Source organism: Adhaeribacter swui (assembly GCF_014217805.1).
GTDB classification, from domain to species: domain Bacteria; phylum Bacteroidota; class Bacteroidia; order Cytophagales; family Hymenobacteraceae; genus Adhaeribacter; species Adhaeribacter swui.
On the sequence record NZ_CP055156.1, the window covers coordinates 3,736,196 to 3,757,193 of the forward strand.

At 41.3% G+C, this 20,998-nt stretch carries 22 protein-coding genes, 2 tRNA genes and 1 pseudogene; 13 read left to right on the top strand and 12 right to left on the bottom strand.

The window, feature by feature from the left end:
• The first annotated feature begins 281 nt into the window (after positions 1-281).
• The 5 genes from HUW51_RS15620 (at position 282) to HUW51_RS15640 (ending at position 7,248) form a co-directional block, all read left to right on the top strand.
• Positions 282-3,926: a PAS domain S-box protein gene (locus HUW51_RS15620; RefSeq protein WP_185270564.1), complete on the top strand. Its 3,645-nt coding sequence runs from the start codon at positions 282-284 to the stop codon at positions 3,924-3,926.
• Between the two features lie 448 nt (positions 3,927-4,374).
• The gene (mltG, locus tag HUW51_RS15625) at positions 4,375-5,433 is read left to right on the top strand and encodes an endolytic transglycosylase MltG (RefSeq protein ID WP_185270565.1); all 1,059 of its coding nucleotides are present in this window, start codon (positions 4,375-4,377) and stop codon (positions 5,431-5,433) included.
• A 137-nt stretch (positions 5,434-5,570) separates the two neighbouring features.
• Entirely contained in the window at positions 5,571-5,978 is a 408-nt protein-coding gene (locus HUW51_RS15630; RefSeq protein ID WP_185270566.1) for an acyl-CoA thioesterase, read from the top strand.
• A 3-nt stretch (positions 5,979-5,981) separates the two neighbouring features.
• Positions 5,982-6,917: a YihY/virulence factor BrkB family protein gene (locus HUW51_RS15635; protein WP_185270567.1), complete on the top strand. Its 936-nt coding sequence runs from the start codon at positions 5,982-5,984 to the stop codon at positions 6,915-6,917.
• A gap of 246 nt (positions 6,918-7,163) precedes the next feature.
• Positions 7,164-7,248: transfer RNA gene (locus HUW51_RS15640), tRNA-Ser, on the top strand.
• Positions 7,249-7,427: 179 nt separating this feature from the next.
• Here the strand turns inward: HUW51_RS15640 and metQ are convergent.
• From metQ to solA, 4 genes are read right to left on the bottom strand one after another with little or no spacing between them, the layout of a single operon-like run.
• A complete protein-coding gene (gene metQ / locus HUW51_RS15645) occupies positions 7,428-8,237 on the bottom strand; it encodes a methionine ABC transporter substrate-binding lipoprotein MetQ (protein WP_185270568.1) in 810 nt (269 codons plus the stop codon).
• 9 nt (positions 8,238-8,246) lie between these two features.
• Positions 8,247-8,909: a methionine ABC transporter permease MetI gene (gene metI / locus HUW51_RS15650; protein WP_185270569.1), complete on the bottom strand. Its 663-nt coding sequence runs from the start codon at positions 8,907-8,909 to the stop codon at positions 8,247-8,249.
• On the bottom strand, positions 8,902-9,933 hold the full coding sequence (gene metN, locus HUW51_RS15655; protein ID WP_185270570.1) for a methionine ABC transporter ATP-binding protein MetN: 1,032 nt from the start codon (positions 9,931-9,933) through the stop codon (positions 8,902-8,904). The genes metI and metN overlap by 8 nt, the downstream gene beginning before the upstream one ends.
• A gap of 5 nt (positions 9,934-9,938) precedes the next feature.
• A complete protein-coding gene (solA, locus tag HUW51_RS15660) occupies positions 9,939-11,063 on the bottom strand; it encodes an N-methyl-L-tryptophan oxidase (RefSeq protein ID WP_185270571.1) in 1,125 nt (374 codons plus the stop codon).
• Between the two features lie 110 nt (positions 11,064-11,173).
• Between solA and HUW51_RS24930 the strand changes: the two genes are divergently transcribed.
• A complete protein-coding gene (locus HUW51_RS24930) occupies positions 11,174-11,323 on the top strand; it encodes a prolyl oligopeptidase family serine peptidase (protein ID WP_394353958.1) in 150 nt (49 codons plus the stop codon).
• Here HUW51_RS24930 and HUW51_RS15670 read toward each other — a convergent pair.
• Positions 11,307-11,510: a hypothetical protein gene (locus HUW51_RS15670; protein ID WP_185274666.1), complete on the bottom strand. Its 204-nt coding sequence runs from the start codon at positions 11,508-11,510 to the stop codon at positions 11,307-11,309. The genes HUW51_RS24930 and HUW51_RS15670 overlap by 17 nt on opposite strands.
• A gap of 10 nt (positions 11,511-11,520) precedes the next feature.
• Positions 11,521-11,760 carry a hypothetical protein gene (locus HUW51_RS15675; protein ID WP_185270572.1) on the bottom strand — a complete coding sequence of 80 codons (240 nt, stop codon included), beginning with the start codon at positions 11,758-11,760 and terminating at the stop codon, positions 11,521-11,523.
• Between the two features lie 220 nt (positions 11,761-11,980).
• Between HUW51_RS15675 and rbsK the strand changes: the two genes are divergently transcribed.
• From rbsK to HUW51_RS24775, 3 genes are all read left to right on the top strand, one after another.
• Positions 11,981-12,907 carry a ribokinase gene (gene rbsK / locus HUW51_RS15680; protein WP_185270573.1) on the top strand — a complete coding sequence of 309 codons (927 nt, stop codon included), beginning with the start codon at positions 11,981-11,983 and terminating at the stop codon, positions 12,905-12,907.
• Positions 12,908-13,088: 181 nt separating this feature from the next.
• A complete protein-coding gene (locus tag HUW51_RS24770; RefSeq protein WP_262891284.1) occupies positions 13,089-13,223 on the top strand; it encodes a hypothetical protein in 135 nt (44 codons plus the stop codon).
• On the top strand, positions 13,224-13,349 hold the full coding sequence (locus tag HUW51_RS24775) for a hypothetical protein (protein WP_262891285.1): 126 nt from the start codon (positions 13,224-13,226) through the stop codon (positions 13,347-13,349).
• Positions 13,350-13,605: 256 nt separating this feature from the next.
• Here the strand turns inward: HUW51_RS24775 and HUW51_RS15685 are convergent, their stop codons facing one another.
• The 3 genes from HUW51_RS15685 to HUW51_RS15695 all read right to left on the bottom strand — a co-directional run bounded on the left by HUW51_RS15685 (position 13,606) and on the right by HUW51_RS15695 (position 16,341).
• Positions 13,606-14,496 carry a sugar phosphate isomerase/epimerase family protein gene (locus tag HUW51_RS15685; protein WP_228466671.1) on the bottom strand — a complete coding sequence of 297 codons (891 nt, stop codon included), beginning with the start codon at positions 14,494-14,496 and terminating at the stop codon, positions 13,606-13,608.
• 217 nt (positions 14,497-14,713) lie between these two features.
• Positions 14,714-15,970: a neutral/alkaline non-lysosomal ceramidase N-terminal domain-containing protein gene (locus HUW51_RS15690; protein ID WP_185270574.1), complete on the bottom strand. Its 1,257-nt coding sequence runs from the start codon at positions 15,968-15,970 to the stop codon at positions 14,714-14,716.
• Entirely contained in the window at positions 15,964-16,341 is a 378-nt protein-coding gene (locus HUW51_RS15695) for an RNA polymerase sigma factor (protein WP_185270575.1), read from the bottom strand. The genes HUW51_RS15690 and HUW51_RS15695 overlap by 7 nt, the downstream gene beginning before the upstream one ends.
• Positions 16,342-16,705: 364 nt before the next feature.
• Here HUW51_RS15695 and HUW51_RS24780 point away from each other — a divergent pair.
• From HUW51_RS24780 to HUW51_RS24935, 3 genes and pseudogenes are all read left to right on the top strand, one after another.
• Positions 16,706-16,903, top strand: a pseudogene (locus tag HUW51_RS24780) (transposase); the annotation flags it as partial.
• Positions 16,904-16,924: 21 nt separating this feature from the next.
• Positions 16,925-17,281, top strand: coding sequence for an IS3 family transposase (locus HUW51_RS24785; protein ID WP_262891337.1), 357 nt, complete (start codon positions 16,925-16,927; stop codon positions 17,279-17,281).
• Between the two features lie 389 nt (positions 17,282-17,670).
• The gene (locus tag HUW51_RS24935; RefSeq protein ID WP_394353959.1) at positions 17,671-17,817 is read left to right on the top strand and encodes an IS3 family transposase; all 147 of its coding nucleotides are present in this window, start codon (positions 17,671-17,673) and stop codon (positions 17,815-17,817) included.
• 152 nt (positions 17,818-17,969) lie between these two features.
• Here the strand turns inward: HUW51_RS24935 and HUW51_RS15710 are convergent.
• From HUW51_RS15710 to pheS, 3 genes are all read right to left on the bottom strand, one after another.
• A tRNA-Asn gene (locus HUW51_RS15710) sits at positions 17,970-18,043 on the bottom strand.
• A 118-nt stretch (positions 18,044-18,161) separates the two neighbouring features.
• Positions 18,162-18,584 carry a Rieske (2Fe-2S) protein gene (locus HUW51_RS15715; protein WP_228466673.1) on the bottom strand — a complete coding sequence of 141 codons (423 nt, stop codon included), beginning with the start codon at positions 18,582-18,584 and terminating at the stop codon, positions 18,162-18,164.
• A 371-nt stretch (positions 18,585-18,955) separates the two neighbouring features.
• Positions 18,956-19,981, bottom strand: a complete 1,026-nt coding sequence (gene pheS, locus HUW51_RS15720; protein WP_185270578.1) for a phenylalanine--tRNA ligase subunit alpha — start codon at positions 19,979-19,981, stop codon at positions 18,956-18,958.
• Between the two features lie 402 nt (positions 19,982-20,383).
• On the opposite strand from pheS, the gene HUW51_RS15725 reads away from it, so the two are divergent.
• Positions 20,384-20,998, top strand: a complete 615-nt coding sequence (locus HUW51_RS15725) for a TetR/AcrR family transcriptional regulator (RefSeq protein WP_185270579.1) — start codon at positions 20,384-20,386, stop codon at positions 20,996-20,998.

Here is a 20,998-nt window from a genome sequence, read left to right on the forward strand (position 1 = left end):
ATATATTATTTAATTATAAAATGCATTGTATTCTACCGGTAATTTAAAAATTGGTTTATTTTTTTAACGAACTATTTCAGAAAGTGTGTTTGTTTAGCAGAAGTAGGTGTATTGGTATGTTCTTCTATTAATACTTATCCGGGCAAAATTCTGTTTTGGTGGCAATACAAGTTGGGCTAAGGGTTCTTCTGAAAGAACAATACAAGTATCAGGTTATTTATTAAATTTGTATTATAACGGTTTAAGCAACTAGTAAGCCCGTTGACCCGTGTGAAAGAATTATGCAAACAGAGCTACTAAATAAATTACAGGAACTGCAGCAACAAATTATAGAATCGGAGAATCAAAATCAGCTTCTTTTGCAGAAGCAAGCGGTTTTAGAGGAAAAATTAAGCCTGTTTGCTCCAGATCAACTAGTTTCGCAAGCATCCAGCGCTAAACCGGAATTTTTTAAAAATAATAGTGATAAGAACTCTGGGTTCGAAATTGTATTTCAGCAAATATTCCAGAACAGCCCGGATGCCATGTTAATTCTTTCGGCAAAAGGCGAAATAGAAGGGGCTAATAGAGCGCTTTGTGCCTTGTTGCATTATTCTGCGGCGGAGCTACAACAATTAAGTTACCTGCAAGTTGTAGATCAAAACGATCCTAGTTTTTTCTTGTTTCGCCAGGAAAAAGAGCATAACCCCAACTTTAAAGGCGAGATTGTATTGGTTCGTAAAAATGGGGAGCGGTTCCTGACCGAAATTAGTTCCAATACTTATACCGACCAAAACGGCGAATCAAAATGTTTGGCTATTATTCGGGATATCTCGAACCAGCGCGAGGCCCTGATGCGTTCGGAGCGCGATTACCGCGATCTTTTTAATAAAGCCAACGATGCCATTATTATTTTTGACTTAGAAACAGAACAAATCTTTGATGCGAATGATAAGGCTTGTAAACTTTATGGTTATACGTTACCGGAGTTTACTGCCATAAGCCTGGTAAATATTTCTAAAAATGCAAGACAAGGAAAAAGTTATTTGCAGCAATTAAGGATGCAATGTACTCTGGAAAACGTTGATACCACGCATTTCCGGAAAGATGGCACCGAAATCCATTTATCAGTGAATGCTTCTTTTATTGACTTTAATAATAAAAAAGCGGTTCTGGCTATTTGCCACGATGTAACGGAACAGAAAAACTCGGAAAGAATATTATTCGAAAGTGAAGAACGTTTTTCGGCGTTTATGGATAATAGCCCGGTTTTAGCCTGGATGAAGAATACTGAAAATTGGCACTACAGCTATGCCAATGCCACCCATAAACATGTTTTAGGGCTTTCGCGCGATGATGTAGCCGGTAAATCAGATTATGAAGTATGGCCCGAACCTGTTGCGGTTGCGCTGCATCAGAATGATTTAGAAGTGGTAAAATCGCAGCGGGCAACCGAATTCCGGGAAGAAATACTTTTGCCCAACGGCATACTTCGCAAATTTTTAGTATATAAATTCCCTATGCAAACCATTAACGGCGATTCTTTTATTGCTGGCACCGCCATTGATATTACGGATTTGGTGCATACCCAGGAAGCGTTAGAAGAAAGTGAAACCCGAAACAGAGCGGTATTGGCTACTGCTATGGAGAGTATTATCAGTATGGATTATATGGGTAATATTTTGGAATTTAATCCGGCGGCTGAAAAAACCTTTGGGTATAACCGGGCAGATGTAATTGGTAAAAAGCTACAAGATATTATTATACCACCCGGTTTACTTAATGGCAACACCTCTGATTTAAGCTGCTTGTTCCTGACCGGCGACAGTAGAATAATAGGTCGCCGGGTTGAATTAACGGCTATCCGGGCCAACGGAGAAGAATTTCCGGTAGAAATATCAATTGCGGCCAGCGGTACACCCACTACTCCCATTTTTACCAGTATTATTCAGGATATTAGTGAACGGAAAGCGGCCGAATGTGCCTTGCGGCGAAGTGAAAAGCAATTTCGGTTAATTACCGAAAATATGACCGATTTGGTTTGCTTGCACGAGCCAGACGGCAGATTAATTTATGTTTCTCCTTCGGTGCAAGATATTTTAGGGTTTGCCCCGGACGAGCTCATCGGTAAATCCCCGTACTCCATTATTCATCCAAAAGATAAGAGTAAGTTAATCAGTATTGTTGTTGACGTTTTGGCGGGCAACCAAAATATTAAAAATTTAGAATACCGCCTTAAGCGGAAAGATGGCGTTTATATTTGGGTAGATACTGGTTTGCGGCCCATTTTTGATGAAACAGGTAACGTGGTAGAAGTACAAACGGTATCGCACGACATTACGGCCCGGAAAAAAACCGAACATAAGCTAAAGAAAGCCAAAGTGGCAGCCGAAATATCGGCTGTGGCTAAAGAAAGCTTTTTGGCAAATATGAGCCACGAAATCCGGACTCCATTAAATGGTATTTTGGGTATGGCGGGTTTACTTTCTAAAACCCAGATGAGCGAATCCCAGCAAAAATACCTGAATATAATTGATTACTCGGCGCGTAATCTGTTGGTAATTATTAATGATATCCTGGATTTGGCTAAGATTGAGTCCGGTAAAATGGCTCTGGAGCAAATACCTTTTAGTATTAAAGAGGTTTTGCAAAGCACTCAACAATCGCTGGAGTACAAAGCCGAAGAAAAAGATATTCTGCTCATTGTAAAAAGTTTTAATGTAACTAATTCGTACGTGGTGGGCGATCCGCATCGGCTCACGCAGGTTTTACTTAATTTAGTAAGTAATGCTATTAAATTCACGAGTCAGGGCGTAGTAATTATTCGTACGGAGGTTTTAGATGAATCGGCCACCCACATTAGTTTATTATTTACCGTAAAAGATACGGGAATTGGAATATCGCCGGAAAAACTGGATATCATTTTTAATGGCTTTACCCAAGCTGATCCGCATACCTCCCGGAATTATGGAGGTACAGGTTTAGGCCTAACCATTAGTAAAAGCCTGGTAGAGAAGCAAGGCGGCCGTATTTGGGTAGAAAGTGCTCTGGGGCAGGGCAGCGAGTTTAAGTTTGAACTCACCTTCCGGAAAGCCGAACCCGATCAAATTAAAAAAGTAGTTCAGGAAGATACAACGGTTGATTTTTCCAGCCTTGGTCACCGGCGCATATTACTTGCCGAAGACAATGAGGTAAATCAATTTTTAGCTAAATCTATTATGCAAAACTGGGGCTTTACGGTAGATGTAGCTAAAAACGGGAAAGAAGCTATTGACTTAGCCACTGACTGTATTTATGACTTGATATTAATGGACATTCAGATGCCGGAAGTAAGCGGTACGGAGGCAACCTTCCAAATCCGGCAATTACCCGACCCGGTTAAAGCAAATATTCCCATTATTGCGCTTACGGCAAATGCTTTAAAAGGAGATGCCGAGAAATTTATCGCGGCGGGTATGAACGACTATCTGGCGAAACCTTTTGAGGAGTTAAAACTCTTTCAAAAGATTGCGACTAACTTAAATAAACCTTTGCAACATTCTACTACAAAATTAAACCAATTGCATACTGTGCTACCTACTTCTAATTCACAACCCGATAAATTATGTAACCTGGCTACCTTGCAAGCAATGGCTAACGGCAAAAACGATTTCTTAATTCAGTTTTTTATGCTGTTTATCAACCAGGTGCCTCCTCAGGTAAAAGCCATGCAGGAAGCAGCCGCACAAGCTAATTGGGCAACTGTAACCAGCCTGGCGCACCAGTTAAAATCTAACTTTGATACTTTAGGAATTTCCAGTTTACATCAACCCATCCGGAACCTAGAAAATGATGCGCGGCAACAAAGCAACTTAGCCGAAATTCCTGGATTAATAAACAAAATGAGTGCTATTGTAGAACAAGTGGTAGCCGAGCTACGCGCCGAAATTGCCCGATTGCAAGGTTAAGGTTTACCGCCAGAGAATTTTTAAAATTTAAAATTTTTAAAATTCTTGAATTTACACGAGGTTGGTTTTTAAATTATTAGATAGAATGGATGAATCTGTTTCGCATTCTAAAATGTATTAATTAAAGGTGCCAGCTAAAAGCGAGTAGTATTTTGTGGCGATATCCCGTTTTGGTGGTGGAGACACCCTCAAAGGCAAAGGTTGTCTCTAGTTGTATGATTCGGATATTAACCCAGGCAAAATAACTTTGCCTGGGTTACGTTTATATAGCTAGTTAACTTTTATTTTACTGCGCGCTACGTCCATGAATAATACGAAACTACAAATAGTTTTTTAAAAACAACTGTTTGCTCTCCCTTCGTCAAAGTTTTTAAATCCTGTCAGATGTATTACTTTTGTTTACTCGTCTCGCCTGCGTAGGGCGGCTGAGAGGACATAATTTTATAAAATGGAAGTTCAGAAAAAAGCCCGGAAAAAATCAAATGCGCTTCGCAATTTTCTGGTAGTAGGTGGTATTTTGTTTGTTAGCTTTTCTTACTATGCCTACCAGATTGTGTATACGCCCAACATTGATACGCACGGCAAAAATACCTATATCCGCATTCCCCGCGGCGCCTCCTTTGAGCAGGTAATGGATTCGGTAGAAAAAGAAAAAGTAGTAATTGATCTGTTATCTTTTCGTTTTATGGCGAAGTTAATGGATTACCCCAAGCTTATTAAGCCAGGCCATTACGAGTTAGTTAACGGAGCCACTAATTATCAGATGATAGGCCGGTTACGGGCCGGTATTCAATCGCCGGTAAAGCTTACCTTTAATAATATCCGCATCAAGAAAGATTTAACGGCTAAGTTAAGCAGCGATATTTCGGCTACTCAAACCGAACTGGATTCTTTGCTGAGCGATCAAAAGTACGTGCAAGATCTGGGCTTTGACACAACTACCATCATGACCATGTTTATTCCGAACACTTATGAGTTGTATTGGAATACCTCGGGTAAAGAGTTGTTAAAACGGATGAAAAAGGAATACGATGCTTTTTGGACTCCTGCCCGGGTAGCTAAAGCCAAAGCCCAGGGCTTAACAAAAAGCGAAGTATCTACGCTGGCCTCTATTGTGGAAGCGGAACAATCAGTGCACCCAGACGAACGCCGGCGGATTGCGGGTGTTTACCTGAACCGTTTAAAAACCGGACGTCCTTTACAGGCCGACCCTACCGTAGTTTTCGCCCTAGGTGATTTTAGTATCCGCCGTGTGCTAAACGAACATTTACGCTTTGATTCGCCCTATAACACGTACAAGTACAAAGGTTTACCGCCAGGTCCTATTAATTTACCTTCTATTTCTTCTATCGATGCGGTATTAAACCCGGAACAGCATAATTACATTTACTTCTGCGCCAAAGAAGACTTCTCGGGTTACCATAATTTTGCCGTGACCGAAGCCGAGCACATCCGGAATGCCCGTCGTTACCAACAAGCCCTAAATGAGCGGAATATTATGAGATAAAGTTATTAGAAATTAAAAATTATGAATTAGAAATTGGTAGTATAAACTTTGGCTAATTTTTAATTTTTTAAAATTCTTGTTAACAGCATCGGGGCATAACGTTTAAAGATTATTTCTAATTTCTAATTTTAAAAAAGATGTTTCAATCGGAAGTAAATGTGCGGGTTCGGTATTCCGAAACCGACCAGATGGGATACGTTTATTATGGTAATTTTGCCGCTTACTACGAAGTAGCCCGTACCGAAACCTTCCGTAATTTGGGTATTAACTACAAAGAACTAGAAAAAGCGGGCGTGATGATGCCTGTTTTGGAGCTGCGGTGCAAATACATCCGACCAGCCCGTTACGACGATTTACTTACCGTTAAAGTAATTATCCCAAACAAACCCCACGGAACGCGTATAAAGTTTGAGTACGAAGTGTTTAACGAAGCAAAAGAACTTTTAAATGTGGGCGATACCACGTTGGTATTTGTGGATATGCGGTCTGGGAAACCAACGGCAGTTCCGGAGAGCTTAGTTTCGCTGCTCGAAAGTTATTATTAGAATATGGGCCTTCAGCAGAAATATGTAGAAGATCGGAAACCCTACCGGAAATTTATTATATTCCTGAAGCGGCTGCGGTTTAGTCAAGGCCGGCTCTCGGTGTACGATATTCTGGAAGTTTTAATCCGGGAGTTAAAGCTCGATTCGCTTACGAAGCGAGCCTCCTATATGGCTTTTAACTTTACCTTATCCATATTTCCTACCATTATTTTTTTATTCACGCTTATCCCATATATCCCCATTCCGGATTTAAATTCCAGTATTCTTAATTTTTTACAGGATTTTATGCCCAAGGAGATGTACGCGGCCGCTTCCAGCACCATCGAAGATATTGTAAATATCCCGCGGGGGGGCTTATTATCTGTTAACTTTTTATTTGCCTTGGTGCTATCTACCAATGGGTTAATGTCGTTAATGGATGCTTTTGATAAAAAGTATAAAACCTTTCGGCAGCGATCTTATCTCCGGAAACGGATTATTGCTACCGGACTTACCTTTATGCTTTCTTTTATCCTGATTATGTCTATTGGTATTATATTTTTTGGTACCTATCTGCTGGATGTGCTGGTGTTTTACGAGATTGTAACGGAAGCTTTTACTTACACCTTAATTGTTGCTTTAAAATACATTGCCATTGTTCTTTTGTTTTTGCTGGGTACCTGTTCTATTTACTATTACGTGCCAGCTATTAACGATAAGTGGCCCTTTTTCTCGGTAGGAGCCGTAGTGGCTACCTTGCTCATTTTCCTGGTATCGTGGTTATTTTCGCTTTACATCCGCATTTTTGATACCTATAACCATTTTTACGGCTCCATTGGAGCTTTAGTGGGGATGATGATCTGGTTGGATTTTATTTCCATGATTTTGGTGCTGGGTTTTGAAATAAACATTAGCATTGATTCTATAACCAAACGTTTCTCAAAAGTAAATCTGGAGTAAAATCATAAACCCTTATATAAAAAAGCGGCTTATTATTTTAGTTAAAAATGGGTTCTAGTACCAATTACCGCTAACCAGAAGGCCCCTAAAAAAGAAAGAGGAGCAAGTTTAAAGTAGGTTTACGTGATCGAAAAAAAGAAATTTTTAAAAAAATGTATTCACAGTAAGTGTGTTATAAATTTTAGATAAACAAAATAAAATTTTTTTTGGTGGTTTTCGTATAAACTCCTACTTTTGTATCACTAAAGAGAGATGGCAGAGTGGTCGATTGCGGCGGTCTTGAAAACCGTTGACTGTAACAGGTCCGGGGGTTCGAATCCCTCTCTCTCTGCAAGTAAAATCGAAAAAGCCTGTAGGTTATATACCTACAGGCTTTTTTGATTTTACGGGTTTAACAATGGCAAAACTTTTTATAAATCAAGCGGAAAATTAAAGTAGAAAAAGATGGGGTTGTTTTGCCAGCAAAACAACCCCATCTTTTTCTCACGGATACCTGAATTTAGTTTGGTGTTACCAGCCCTTAATGGCGCCTCCATCAAATGCTTTAATAGCGGCCTGTTCTACTTCGGGCGATTGATAAGCTTGGACAAACTTTTTTACTTTTTCTTCATTCTTGTTGTCTTCGCGGGCTACAATGTTGTTTACGTAAGGCGAGCTTTTATCTTCCACAAAAATGCCATCGCGGAGGGCATTAAGGCCGATTGGTGTCGAAAAAGTGGCGTTAATAACGGCAATAGTAACATCCCGGTCATCGAGGGCGCGAGGCAACTGCGGGGCTTCCATTTCCAAAATGCGAATGTTTTTGGGGTTAGCTGTAACATCGGCAAGGGTAGGGAACATACCAACGCCATTTTTTAACTGAATAATACCCGCCTGCTGCATCAGCAATAAAGCCCGGGCGCTGTTAGTTGGGTCATTCGGGATAACAATGGTGTTACCTTCTTTCAGTTCGTCCAGCTTTTTTATTTTTTTAGAATAACCAGCCAATGGGTAAACAAAGGTGTTGCCCACTATGGCCAGCTTATAGCCCCGCTGTTTGGCTTGAACGTCGAGGTAGGGTTTGTTTTGAAAAGCGTTTACATCAATATCGCCTTGCTGCAGCGCTTCGTTGGGCATTACATAATCGTTAAAGCTTACCAGTTCTACGTTAAGCTTGTATTTTTCTTCGGCCACTTTCTTGGCCGCTTCGGCTATCTGGTATTCCGGGCCCGACATAATGCCTACCACAATATGGTTAGGAACATTCTTTTTTTCAGCGCCGCAACCGGCTATAAAAACACCAAATAATAAGGTTGCTAAAAATTTAATCTGTTTTTGCATTAGAATAAGTTAAATGGATTTACGGTGATCTACCTTCTTTGAAAGGTGATTTCCGGTGAATTGAATTATAAAAACAAGCGCAACCAGGAGTATCAATACCGAGTTCATTACCAAGGTATCATAACCTACGTAACCATATTGATACCCAATTTGCCCTAAACCGCCGGCTCCAACGGCGCCACCCATGGCCGAGTAGCCCACCAGGGTAATTAAGGTAATGGTAGCTGCGTTTACAATAGACGGTAATGCCTCCGGTAGTAAAATCTTGCGTATTACCTGCCAAGGGGTAGCGCCCATTGCCCGGGCTGCTTCTATTAACCCGGGCGGTATCTCCAGCAGGCTATTCTCAATCATGCGGGCAATAAATGGGGCTGCGCCAATGCTCAGCGGTACTATAGCGGCTTTTACCCCAATAGAAGTGCCCACTAAGCCGCGGGTAAACGGAATCATCCAAACAATTAGAATAATGAAAGGAATGGAACGGAAAATGTTAACAATAACGGATATTACCCGGTTAAGTGAACCGTTTTGCAGTATTTCGCCGGGCCGCGTCATGAACAGGAATACCCCCGCCGGCAGGCCTATCACAAAACCGAAAAAGCCGGAAGCAAGCGTCATTAATATGGTTTCAAGTAAGCCCTGAACCAGGAGTGATAGCATGGAATCAGACATAGCCTATTAGTTTCGTTTTAATCAGTTTATTTTCAAAATAGGCCAATACCTTGTCGGTTTGTTCGCCGGTACTGTAGGCTTCAATCAGCATTATGCCAAATTTAACCCCGCCGGCATATTCCATACGCGCGCTAATGATATTGCAATCGACCCCAAAAGTGCGCGCTGTTTCCGACAGTACCGGATCATTCACCGATTGACCCGAAAACTCCAGTTGGATTAATGGGTGTTTGCCGCTATCCGGGGTGTTGCTTAACCGATTTTTAAAATTTTCGGGTAATTCGATCTCTAATGAGGAGGCGATAAACTTTTTGGTTAGCTCGGTTTTAGGATGCGAAAATATGTCGGCCACGGTGCCTTGCTCAATCAACTGCCCGTTACTGATTACGCCTACTTCGTCGCAGATTGATTTTACCACGTTCATTTCGTGGGTAATAAGTAAAATGGTAATGTTCAGCCGCTGATTAATATCCTTTAACAATTTTAGGATAGAACCGGTGGTTTCCGGATCTAGGGCACTAGTAGCTTCATCGCAAAGTAAAACCTTGGGGTTGCTGGCCAGGGTACGGGCAATGGCAACCCGCTGCTTTTGTCCGCCCGAAAGGCTGCTGGGGTAATCGTGTTGTTTTTCCTGTAAGCCTACCAATGCCAGCAAATCGAGCACGCGGGTATTTATTTCTTGTTTGGGGGTGTTGCTTAATTCTAAAGGTAGGGCAATATTATCAAACACAGTGCGAGACGATAGCAAATTAAAGTGTTGAAATATCATCCCGATTTGCCGGCGTGCCTGTGCCAGCTGCGGGGCGGATAATTGCAGTAAATCCTGCCCGTCCACAATCACTTCGCCCGAAGTAGGTTTTTCCAACAAATTTACGCAACGGATCAGGGTACTCTTTCCTGCCCCTGAAGCGCCAATTACCCCAAATATCTTGCCCTTACTAACCTGCAGCGATACCCCATTGAGCGCGGTAACTATCCGGTTTTTCTGACGGAAGGTTTTGGTTATATTTTTTAATTCAATCATTTACTTTATTTACTAAATCGGCTTATACTGAATAGGGAGATATCCAGTTCCGGTTTTTCATCAAGCGCCAGCTGACTTAATAGTTTGCCCGTTACGCTCGCAAATTTAAAACCATGCCCCGAACAAGGACTAGCGATAATCATATTTTTATGTTGAGGATGATAGTCGATAATAAAGCGCTCATCCGGCGTGTTGGTGTACATACATACCGTGCCATAATTAAATTCAACGTTTAGGTTAAAATAAGTGCTTATTACGTTTTTCATCGAACTTATTTCTTCCGGGCTTATATTCCGGTTTAAAGTATCCGGACTAGTTGGTTCGCCGGCATGGTGGTGCGCTACTTTAATGCCATCGCCTAAATCCGGAAAACCATAAAACATTTTACCCGGCGCATATTCCCAAATGTAAATAGGCAAATTATCTAACCGTATGCTCGGTTCATTTGTTTTAAACCAGTACAAAACTTGCCTTTCTACTGTTAATGGTAGATTTAGTTCGGGTATAAACTCGCTTATCCAGGGCCCCGTGGCAATAATTACTTTATTTGCCAAGTATTTGCCTTGATTAGTCCCCACTGTTACAACATCCGAATGGGTATGAATGGTTGTAACTTTTACATTTTTTAAAATTTCTGCGCCATTTAATGCAGCTACCTCCAGATGGGTTTTTATGCAGTCCTCCGGAAATAATATACCGGCGTTTTCTTCCAGCACCCCCACAACATCGTTGTCTGGTTTAAAAGCCGGGAAGCGGGTACTGATTTCCTGGTTGCTTAAATACGTATAAGGTATATCATGCGTGCGTGCGCTAAGCTCGGCGCCTTTAATTACACCGGCATTGGAGTTTCCGAGCATTAGTCCGCCAGTTTTTAAAAATAACTGCTTGCCCGATTCTTTTTCAATTTCCTCCCAGAGCTCATACGCGCGCTTTATAAAAGGTACATACAGCGGATCTTCGTGGTAAGCCTGTCGGATGATGCGGCTTTGTCCGTGCGACGAACCTTGCGCGTGCGGCGGCACAAACTGGTCAATACCGCAAACTTTTTTGCCTGTTTTAGATAAATGATACAATGCGGAGCTGCCCGCTGCGCCCAGACCCACTACCATTACATCAAAAGTGCTGCTCATTTACTATTTAATTAATTAAAACAAAGGTAGGGGAAATAGTAATAGGAACCGCCAGGATAGCTACCTCCGCCTAGATGGCGCCTGATTCTAATACCACCGTTTATACGCAAATGGGTTACTATGTATTCTTCCTTAACGCAAGGGGTAGTAAGGGCCAAGGTGAAAAATTTACCCGGGCCAACCGGCGAGACTGGGGTTTAGGCGATTTGCGTGATATTATCTCCGGGGTGGATGCATTGGCAGCTAGATATGAAAATTGATACCAGTCGGGTAGGTCTGATGGGCTAAATTTACGGCGGTACTCAGGCTATGTTTGCCGCCGGTACGCAAACCGTTGATGCTTGCTTGTTGCCATTCGCAAGCGGGCCAGCACCATGACTTATACCAGATTAAGCCGATGGTAGCAGAGTTATTTGATTTATTACAAGAGGCTGGCTGTGCAACCAATGGCTTATTTTTACATGCCGATGCGGGTTTTGACAGCCAGAAGTTCCGACAACAATGTGCCCAGAGGGGGATATAAGCAAATATCGCCTGTAATCCTCGCAATAGTTAACCAAATCAAGAATACATCTATTTTGATGAAGAACTCTTCAAACGAAAGAATGCCATGGAACAAGCCAATGCCTGGCTGGATAGCTTTAAAACTTTGCTCATCCGATTTGAAACAAAAGCCCAACATTAATTTGCGCTCCATTTTCTGGCTATTAGGATCCAGCTTATTCGAAAAATCAATAAAAAAGCCAAACTCTAAACAGGTTTTAAGGCAATAATTCTAAAAATTTAAAAATTGAAAAGTTTAAATTATACTTAATTTAAAAATATGTTTTAAGATAAAAACTGATAATCTACAAACCATAACTACTTTTATTTTTGATTTTAGCTCATTCACGAATCACCCTTTCTCGTACTATTTAATGGAAATAAAGAAAATAACTGTAATTGGCAGTACCAATATGGATATGGTGGTGAAAACCACGCATTTGCCTGTTCCGGGAGAAACCGTTTTGGGAGGATCTTTTTTTATGAACCCAGGTGGTAAGGGCGCTAACCAGGCAGTAACGGTAGCCCGCCTAGGAGGAGACGCCACTTTTATTACCAAAATTGGTACGGATATATTTGGCAAGCAATCGTTGCAATTGTTTGAAGAAGAAGGTATTAATACTTCCTGCGCCTTGTCTGATCCTACTTCTCCATCCGGCGTGGCACTAATAACAGTAGACCAAATAGGCGAAAATAGCATTGTGGTAGCCTCGGGTGCCAACGCTAACCTGATGCCAGCAGATGTAGAAAAGTGTTTACAGAAAATTACCGATATAGACATTATATTACTTCAACTGGAAATACCCATCGAAACAGTTGATTTTGTTACGCAATACGCCGCTGGCAAAAACATTAAAGTAATTGTAAATCCTGCACCGGCCAATATACTGTCAACAGAATTGTTAAAACGCATTGATATTATTACCCCCAATGCTAAAGAAGCCGAAATGCTTTCGGGAGTGGAAGTAAAGTGTATGGAAGACGCCAAAAAGGCAGCCATGGTGCTTTATGAAAAAGGAGTGAAAAATGTAATAGTAACCCTGGGACCCGAGGGAGCTTTGGTTTTTACGGGGGAAGGATTCACCATGGTGCCGGCGCAAAAAGTAGCTACTGTGGATACTACCGCTGCGGGGGATGTTTTTAATGGTGCCCTGGCCGTGGCACTAGCCGAAGGGCAGGAGCTTATTCCGGCGGTGGAATTTGCTTGTTTAGCGGCCGCTCTTTCGGTAACCAAGCTAGGAGCGCAATCGTCCATTCCCTACCGCAATGAGTTAATTGCTAAAAAGATGTTTTTTATATAAACTATAAAGTATAAAGCCAATTATGTTTATTGTCGAAAATTATACGCTTGCGGTTCTATTCTGCGTAATTACTATGCTTTGCTGGGATTTGTAGGCCAATACCCAAAAACTAATACCTGGCAAATGGCGTTTTGAATTATTTTACTGAGATTATGTATTAGGCATTCTTTGATTTTCGCTGGTGGCGGCGATTACGGTAGGCAGTACCGGCTCCCAAGGTCATAGCTTTATCCCCGATTGGCAACAGGCTCTACCCGAAAATTTGCTAAGCGCATTTATGGGCGGAGTAATCTTTAGCCTGGCTAATATCTTATAAATGGCAGCCATTGCTATTGCGGGCATGTCGGTAACCTCCCCGGTGGATATTGACCTGATATTGGGTGTAATTGTAAACTACGTAGCGCTCGAAAGGGCAACCCGGCCTTGCTCGGCCTGGGCATAGCACCGTGTTCCTGGTGGGGATTGTGCTGATTATACACACAGCTTGACTATCTAAAAGTGTTCTTTTGGCTAATCTGTCTTAGACATTCAAACTTACTCTATGCCAAGTATAGAAGCAGACTGTTGTAAGTCAGCTAAGATCCTTGCTTTTTAAGATTAAGGACGAATACCACTATGTATGCATTGGGGTTATTTTAGATTCTACCTAGTAGAAAACCAGGTATCCATTAGCAGTTATTTTGCATCTTTAAGTAGAGTTACTGCAACTGCTTTATTTTGTCATTATAATACTTTACCGTTTGGAGAACTGAGGGCAGATTGCTGGGTTGATCTTCGGCATCGCGTTCCAGGTAAATAGGCCCGGTGAATTGCTGCTTTTTCAATTCTTGGAAAATAGCGGGAAAATCAACTATACCTGTACCTACTGGTACATCTTTTAATTTCGGGTCATTATAGGCTGCAATATCTTTAAGATGCACGCCAATTATATGGCCACTTAGCTTTTTTACCGCTTCTACTGGATTAATCCCACTCTTAGGCCAGTGACCTAAGTCAGCACAAGCGCCAAAGTTGGGGTGATTTTTAATGGCAGCTAATACCGAATCTGGATGCCAATAGTGACTCACCCCCTTCCAATGTTCGTGGATGGCTACTTTCATCCCATAGGCTCCGGCAAGGCTATCTACACTATCCCACATATTTATCGGTGGCTCTGCAGTTACAAATGTTGCCCCTAGTTGTTTGGCAATCTCAAACTGTTTTTTCCATGATAACATTGTCGAATCTCCTACTATATAGACCGACTCGGCTTTCATGCCTTTCTGACGGATAAGAGCGTTAAGTTTGCCCAGACCGGCAGGGGAAAGCTGCAAGATCAAAGAATCCTTTTGCTCAGGCCCTGTTTTATGAAAAGTGTTTGGTTCAATGTATTTTAATCCTGCACTATCCACTTTAGCTAAAGCATCAGTAAAATTAAAGTTATGAAAGGTCCATAAAGCCACGCCGAATTTCCAGTCTTTCGCAACATCTCCTGAAGCAGATTTAACAGTAATATCCGCAGCATTGTCGGTAGTGTTTTTTTTCTGATTACATGCGGCAGCGGCGACTAGGCAAAAAAAACAGGCATATAGAAAGGTTTTCATATTCATATTTATTTTAGAGGAGTCTCATTTAATGTAGCCGAAAATTAATTACTTTAATTATTAATCCTCATCTTTGGTATTTTGCAAATTCTTTCAGGAAGACTGTATTTGATAGCAAGAACTTAAAATATATTGCTGTTTGTTTAGCTAAAAGTTTACGTCGAACTCACGTTATTTACTTTATCTGATTTATACATTTTAGGTTGAATTAATATATAATGATTTAACTTTTTTTCTTTTTGAGAACCTGAAGGTTGCCTTGCTGCTTTGAGCGCATTTTACTTTGCAGATGATTGATAACTGATTCTAAAAGTTGCCTTTCCGCCATTGGTGTAAATGGAGAAACTTTCTCTACTTCATAACCGCCATATTCCCATTCTGCTTCAGTTGGCAGATATCCCAGCCAGCCATTAGTATAGCCAAAGTAAAAGGTATAAGGAAAAGGGGAACGCTCGCGTACTTCATTGGAAACTTCACAAAATAATTCCAGTGGCGCACTCCAGATAGCTACCTCCTCATTAATCTTCAAAAAGCGCACGGGTAACCGCACCATCTTCACTCCGGCCTTGGTCGTGCGGGTGTAATCACCTAAATCTTCCGGCCAATCTAAGCCGCTCTTCCGCGGGGTTTCTACAACCGTACCCCCCGTTTTAATAGTGATATCCTGAGTCGTAGCCGTAATGCTTTTATTTGCTTCCAGGATTTTGTCACCTAATAAAACTTTGAACTGGTTCAAATGTCCGGCTGCCGGACTAGGATAGACGCTGTAAATTGGAGCGATATTTCCGGCTGCCCCATTGATAAAAAGAAGCGGTGCCCCGGTTTTCTGTTCAACATATTCGGAAACTACTCCGGGGGCATCCCCGCTGATTTGTAAATTCTCCCCGCTCATAACCGTACCGTGAATGGCATAGTTGGCAATCAAAGCCAGCAAACTTCCGTCCTCTTTCTCTAAGCGTAGCATGCCGATGCGGCGGTCTACGGGTCCGTCGGGGTTCATGCCCAGCGTCGTTTTTCCATCCAGGTCACGTGCCCGACGATTGATGTTGGCCTGTGAAAACCCCCAGCCGACTCCCAGCCGGGCGGGTGCCAGATTTTTCCGGGCTGTCAATATACCGTCCATTAACTTCTGCTCCACCTGAGCTGTATACTCCGCGTCGATTTGGTGCTGCACACGATCACCCAAGTAAATACCATACATACCAGAAGACCCAACTTCTGGCGCTGAATGAGTATGGGTTACTGTCCACCATACATTCATTGGGTTAATTCCATACTTTTCCTGCAGTTTAGCTACAACCTTATCATACTCTGAAGGTGAATAAAGACAGATATCTGAGGAGATTAAGAAGAATTGAGTGGTGCCGTCATCTAAGGCCACAATCCGATGGAAGATCCGATCGTGTATGCCGTTTGATTTTCGGGCGCCGTAACCAAGCAAATTTTGAGAATCTTCCGGAGTAATATCAATCTTTACCACAGCAGCCCGAAATTCAGCGCCATTAAAGTCTGCTCATAAGACATCTGCACATGGGAAGTATGATGGGTAAAATCATCATTTAGTTCTTCCCTATCTTTAAGTTTTAATTTTACTACAATCCTCCTTCTTAAAGCTTTAAATAAGTAAAATTTAATATTTTCGGTCTTTCCTAAAGTATTCTTGTTATCCCATATATAGATAAATAAATCCTGTATACAGTCTTCTACTAGTTCTGGATCTTTTATTACCTGAAGACCATAACTATATAATACTTGTATATAATTTTGATATATAACAGTAAATGAATTATAATTGCCGCCTTTAAATTCCTCCCATAATACTGCATCTTCCTTTACAAAATCCTTAAACATCTTATTAATAAAATGTATAAATAATTACAAATAGTTATATGGCTAACCGCTTAGGTATGATCAATTTACAAGGTATCACCCTTTCAATTTATATCTATTTATTCTAAGTAGCTATATGCCAATGCAATTATTTTCTTCAACAATGGCAATTTTCTAAATAATAAAGCTTATTAACTGGTTCAATGCTTAAAAAGGAAGGAAAAATAAATAATAAAATAATCAAATCGGTTAAGACAATCCCTAGAAATACTTAGCCTAATTACCTTAATACTTATTGTACTGCAGCAAGCAACGAGTAATTTATATTTTATTCGAAAATAAAAAATAATTAACGTGACGCTATGCCCAATAAAGGAGGAGATTCGATAAAGAGTTTAAGCTGATGACCCTAGAGGTTAGCAAACCTCGCCAGAATTTAAATGAATTGGCCAGGCAACTTGGTATCTGGGCAGAGTTGATTTATCGCTGGCGCAGTGAGTTTTTACAAAAAGGAGAAGGTAGTTTCCCAGGCCATGGGAAACTGAAACACACGTTTGAGGAAGTCGGAATAGTCAAATTAAAGAAGCAACTTCGGGAATTGGAGATGGAAAGGGGTATTTTAAAAAAGCTGTCAGTATCTTTTCCAAGGGAGGCGGGAAATCTACCAGTTTATAGCCGCGCACAAGGCCAAATTTTTCCGCCAGAGAAAATATGTAAAGTGTTCCAAGTGAATCGAAGCAGCTATTACACGTATTTGGCAGGTGCTGTCTCCCAAAGAGCACAAGCGAATAAAAATTTACTGGCAATGATAAAAGAGGTGCATCAGAAAAGCAAGCAACACTATGGCAGCCCCCGGATTCAACAAGTTCTAAAAGCACATAAGATGCAAGTTTTCCGATCCAGAGTGGCCTGCCTGATGCAGCAGGCGGGAGCTTCAGGCAACGAGGAAAAGAAGATTTAAGGTAATCACTGATTTCAAACACGATTATGCTGTAAGTAAGTATCTGCTGAACCCCCATTTTACTGCTACCGCCATCGGCCAAGCTTGGGTATCGGATATTACTCCTATCGCAACGTTAAATGGATGGCTTTATCTGACCGTGGTGCTGGACTTAGCCGACCGAAAAGTAATTAGGCCTTAAGTGAAACGATGCAAGCAGAGGATACTACCGTAGCTGCTTTGAAAATGATCATAGGTAAGCGAGTTATGGCTAAGGCTTTGATTTTTCATTCCGACCGGGGCTTACAGTATGCTTGTGAGGAGTTCCAAAAAGAACTACAGGCTTACCCTTTCATCCGCTAGAGTATGAGCCGGAAAGCGGACTGTTGGAATAATGCCGCAGTCGAGAGATTTTTAAGACCCTAAAAACGGAAGAGGTGTACGGTTGTCAAATGGAAAATCAAAAGTCGGCCGCTAGTGCCATTTTTAAATTTATTGAAATTTGGTATAACCGAGAAAGGTTACATTCCGCTCTGGGCTATCGTACCCCAGCCTAAATGGAACAACTACTTAACCCACAACTTGTAGCCGTTTATTCGGATCAAGTGAAAAAGTTGCGGGGAGAGGGAAATTAAATGGATGTTTGTATGTAATTTGTATGTAATAAAAAGCCACTTACAAGTTTATCTCGTAAGTGGCTTTTTAGAAGCTCCCCCTCTTGGGCTTGAACCAAGGACCCCATGATTAACAGTCATGTGCTCTAACCAACTGAGCTAAGGAGGAGTTTGTGAACTCGATTAGCGTTGAATTCGGATGCAATATTAGGGCAAAAACCCGTTGGGTGCAACTGTTTTCGATAAAAATTTTAAAAATAATTGCATCTGGCTGATTATGAATAAATTTAATTTGTGATGTAAAGCAAATTACCTGTTAAAGCCGTGTTGTACCTGCGCAAAGGGTAGGGCGATGGCCCGCCGGTAACGTAGCCGTTTAAATCAAACACAGATTGGCAGCAGGAGTCCGACATGAAAAAACCAGATTGATCCATAGAAACAAGAGCACAATCGTCGTATGGTTGGAAAGGGCAATTCCGCTCGAAGGCCGCGTAGGTATCTCCGGTTCTATGGATTAAAATAATACCTTTTACCCCGCTTTTTAAATAAACGTAGCCATTATCGCGGCGCAGGGCATTGTATTGAATGTTGGTTAAATTGATTTGCTCGTTTACAATGGCATTCGGAATTAAAGGTATATCCTGTTTCTCGCCGCAGGCCGCTACGAAGAGTAATAGTGCGATGTAAATAAGATTGTTTAGAGGGTACATGGTTTTTTAACGAATAAAGCGGGTAAAAGGGCAATTTTTTAAATTTTTTCTTTTCCGATATCCTATACCGTTATTTCTGATGATAACTTTTGTTTAAAGTAAATAGTACGGAGACAAACAATAAATATTGTTTCTATGAGACTGTTGAAAGGTTTTGATTACCAATATATAGCAGGAGTACGTAGAAAAAACTAATTTTTTAAAAATTTAACTTTTAGGAATAAGTTCTATTAAATTGCAGAAAGCAACATCTACAAATTGCTTAGGTCGCATGCGTTTAAACCGGAAGAGCAAAAAATGATTCACATAAAAAAAGCTTTGCAGGATAGTTACTTAAATACCCCGCAAAGCTTTTTTATGTAAGTTAAGATTTACAATGATTCGAACTGCCGCAAAAAGCGCACGTCATTTTCCGTAAATAAGCGTAAATCCTTAATCTGGTATTTAAGCATAGCCATGCGCTCAATGCCCATCCCGAAAGCAAAGCCCGAATATCGCTCGGGATCAATTTCGCAATTTCTTAAAACTTCGGGGTCTACCATACCCGAACCACCAATTTCTACCCACCCGGTTTGCTTGCAAATATTACAGCCCGCTCCTTTACAGATTAAACACGAGATGTCAATTTCGGCGCTGGGCTCGGTGAACGGGAAAAACGAGGGGCGGAAACGAATTTGCGTATCGGCTCCGAACATTTCCTGCACAAAGTAGTAAAGCGTTTGTTTTAAATCGGCGAAGCTTACGTTTTCGTCGATAAACAAGCCTTCTACTTGGTGAAAAATGCAATGCGCCCGCGCCGAAATAGCTTCGTTGCGGTATACGCGACCTGGCGAAAGGGTACGAATAGGTGGTTTTTCGTTTTCCATTACCCGTACTTGCACGCTGGAAGTATGCGTCCGGAGCAACATAGTGGCGTCGGCGCCCACGAAAAAAGTGTCCTGCATATCGCGGGCCGGGTGGTTTTCGGGAAAGTTTAACGCCGAGAAGTTGTGCCAGTCATCTTCTATTTCGGGGCCTTCGGAGAGGTTAAAGCCCATTCGCTCAAAAATGCGGATAATTTCTTCGCGTACCAAAGTTAAAGGATGCCGGGTACCCAAGGTTTGCGGCACCACTGGTAGTGTAAAATCAAAGTTGGTTTCGGTTTGGTTGTTACCGGCCGCTTCCAGTTCTTCTTGTTTTTCTTTAAAACGAGCTAGTGCCTGTTCCTTCAAAGCATTTAATTCCTGGCCGTAGGCTTTACGTTGTTCCGGAGCAACATTTTTAATGCCATCAAATAAATCGGCAATGCGACCTTTGCGGCCGGTATATAAATTCCGGAATTGTTCCAGCTGTTCTTTATTCGTTAAGTCGTAGGCGGCAACTTCTTGCGCTACCTGGGCTATTTCTTCAAATTTCATGGTTGCAAATATACACTTTATCGGAATTTACTGCACAAGTACTAGACACACTACGTCAGGTTCTGGTTCTATTTAAACTAAGTGTTAATACAGGGTTGGTGATTGATTTAGATAGGTTTAGGTCATCGGTAAAACTTTTACCGACTATTTACTGCCATTTACCGGTAATTCTTACCCCATTGGCATAAACCACCTTGTACAACTTCACCGGAGCCAATACCTTTAAATCGTTAATTTAAAATTTAATAAAATATCTAATAAAGATGCCATTCTGCTGGGCAAACTGCTGAAAGTAAAAGATAAAACAGAGCATCTTTAAACAATTGTTAAATTTTTAGGTTTACCCCTGGAAACTTTGGAAACAAAAATAGTTTCCTTAGTTTTGTGCCGACGGCAACAGATATGGAAATCAAAAATAAAATATTACAAGCAGCCTTTAAACTGTTCATGCGCAACGGAATAAAAAGTGTTTCGATGGATGATATCGCCCTAAGTTTAGGAGTTTCAAAGAAAACACTTTACCGCTGGTTCGAGAACAAAGACCAGTTGGTAATGACCATGCTGCAGGAGCATTTAGGTAAAATGGAAGCCGATTGCTGCACTTTTACCACTGAGGCCAAAAACGCGATTGAAGAGTTATTTCAGATAATGCAAATGATTCGGCAGCAGTTGGCCAATATGCACCCTTCGGTTTTTTACGATTTGCAAAAGTATCATCAACCGGCTTGGCAAATCTGGACGACGCATAAAAACAAATTTATTATGCAGCAAATTACGCAAAACCTGCAAGCCGGCATGGAGCAGGGCTTGTACCGAACCGATCTGGATCTGGAAATAATGGCCCGGTTACGGCTGGCCCAGATTGAAGATATTTTTAACCCGGAAATTTTTCCGCCGGACAAATTTGATTTACAAAAAGTGCAGCTGGCTACCATCGAACATTTTATGCGGGGCATAGCCAGTTTAAAAGGACATAAGCTTATAAATACCTATAAACAAGTAGTTGAACAAGAATAA

Bases quoted from the DNA above. Each gene is read 5' to 3' on its own strand.
- HUW51_RS24785 (WP_262891337.1), top strand. From the start codon at position 16,925: ATGGAAAGGGGTATTTTAAAAAAGCTGTCAGTATCTTTTCCAAGGGAG.
- HUW51_RS15715 (WP_228466673.1), bottom strand. From the start codon at position 18,584: ATGTACCCTCTAAACAATCTTATTTACATCGCACTATTACTCTTCGTA.
- solA (WP_185270571.1), bottom strand. From the start codon at position 11,063: ATGAGCAGCACTTTTGATGTAATGGTAGTGGGTCTGGGCGCAGCGGGC.
- HUW51_RS15695 (WP_185270575.1), bottom strand. From the start codon at position 16,341: ATGTTTAAGGATTTTGTAAAGGAAGATGCAGTATTATGGGAGGAATTT.
- HUW51_RS15725 (WP_185270579.1), top strand. From the start codon at position 20,384: ATGGAAATCAAAAATAAAATATTACAAGCAGCCTTTAAACTGTTCATG.
- HUW51_RS15685 (WP_228466671.1), bottom strand. From the start codon at position 14,496: ATGAATATGAAAACCTTTCTATATGCCTGTTTTTTTTGCCTAGTCGCC.
- HUW51_RS15675 (WP_185270572.1), bottom strand. From the start codon at position 11,760: ATGGAGCGCAAATTAATGTTGGGCTTTTGTTTCAAATCGGATGAGCAA.
- metI (WP_185270569.1), bottom strand. From the start codon at position 8,909: ATGTCTGATTCCATGCTATCACTCCTGGTTCAGGGCTTACTTGAAACC.
- metQ (WP_185270568.1), bottom strand. From the start codon at position 8,237: ATGCAAAAACAGATTAAATTTTTAGCAACCTTATTATTTGGTGTTTTT.
- HUW51_RS15635 (WP_185270567.1), top strand. From the start codon at position 5,982: ATGGGCCTTCAGCAGAAATATGTAGAAGATCGGAAACCCTACCGGAAA.
- metN (WP_185270570.1), bottom strand. From the start codon at position 9,933: ATGATTGAATTAAAAAATATAACCAAAACCTTCCGTCAGAAAAACCGG.
- HUW51_RS24930 (WP_394353958.1), top strand. From the start codon at position 11,174: ATGGGTTACTATGTATTCTTCCTTAACGCAAGGGGTAGTAAGGGCCAA.
- HUW51_RS15630 (WP_185270566.1), top strand. From the start codon at position 5,571: ATGTTTCAATCGGAAGTAAATGTGCGGGTTCGGTATTCCGAAACCGAC.
- mltG (WP_185270565.1), top strand. From the start codon at position 4,375: ATGGAAGTTCAGAAAAAAGCCCGGAAAAAATCAAATGCGCTTCGCAAT.
- HUW51_RS24775 (WP_262891285.1), top strand. From the start codon at position 13,224: ATGGCAGCCATTGCTATTGCGGGCATGTCGGTAACCTCCCCGGTGGAT.
- HUW51_RS15620 (WP_185270564.1), top strand. From the start codon at position 282: ATGCAAACAGAGCTACTAAATAAATTACAGGAACTGCAGCAACAAATT.
- rbsK (WP_185270573.1), top strand. From the start codon at position 11,981: ATGGAAATAAAGAAAATAACTGTAATTGGCAGTACCAATATGGATATG.
- pheS (WP_185270578.1), bottom strand. From the start codon at position 19,981: ATGAAATTTGAAGAAATAGCCCAGGTAGCGCAAGAAGTTGCCGCCTAC.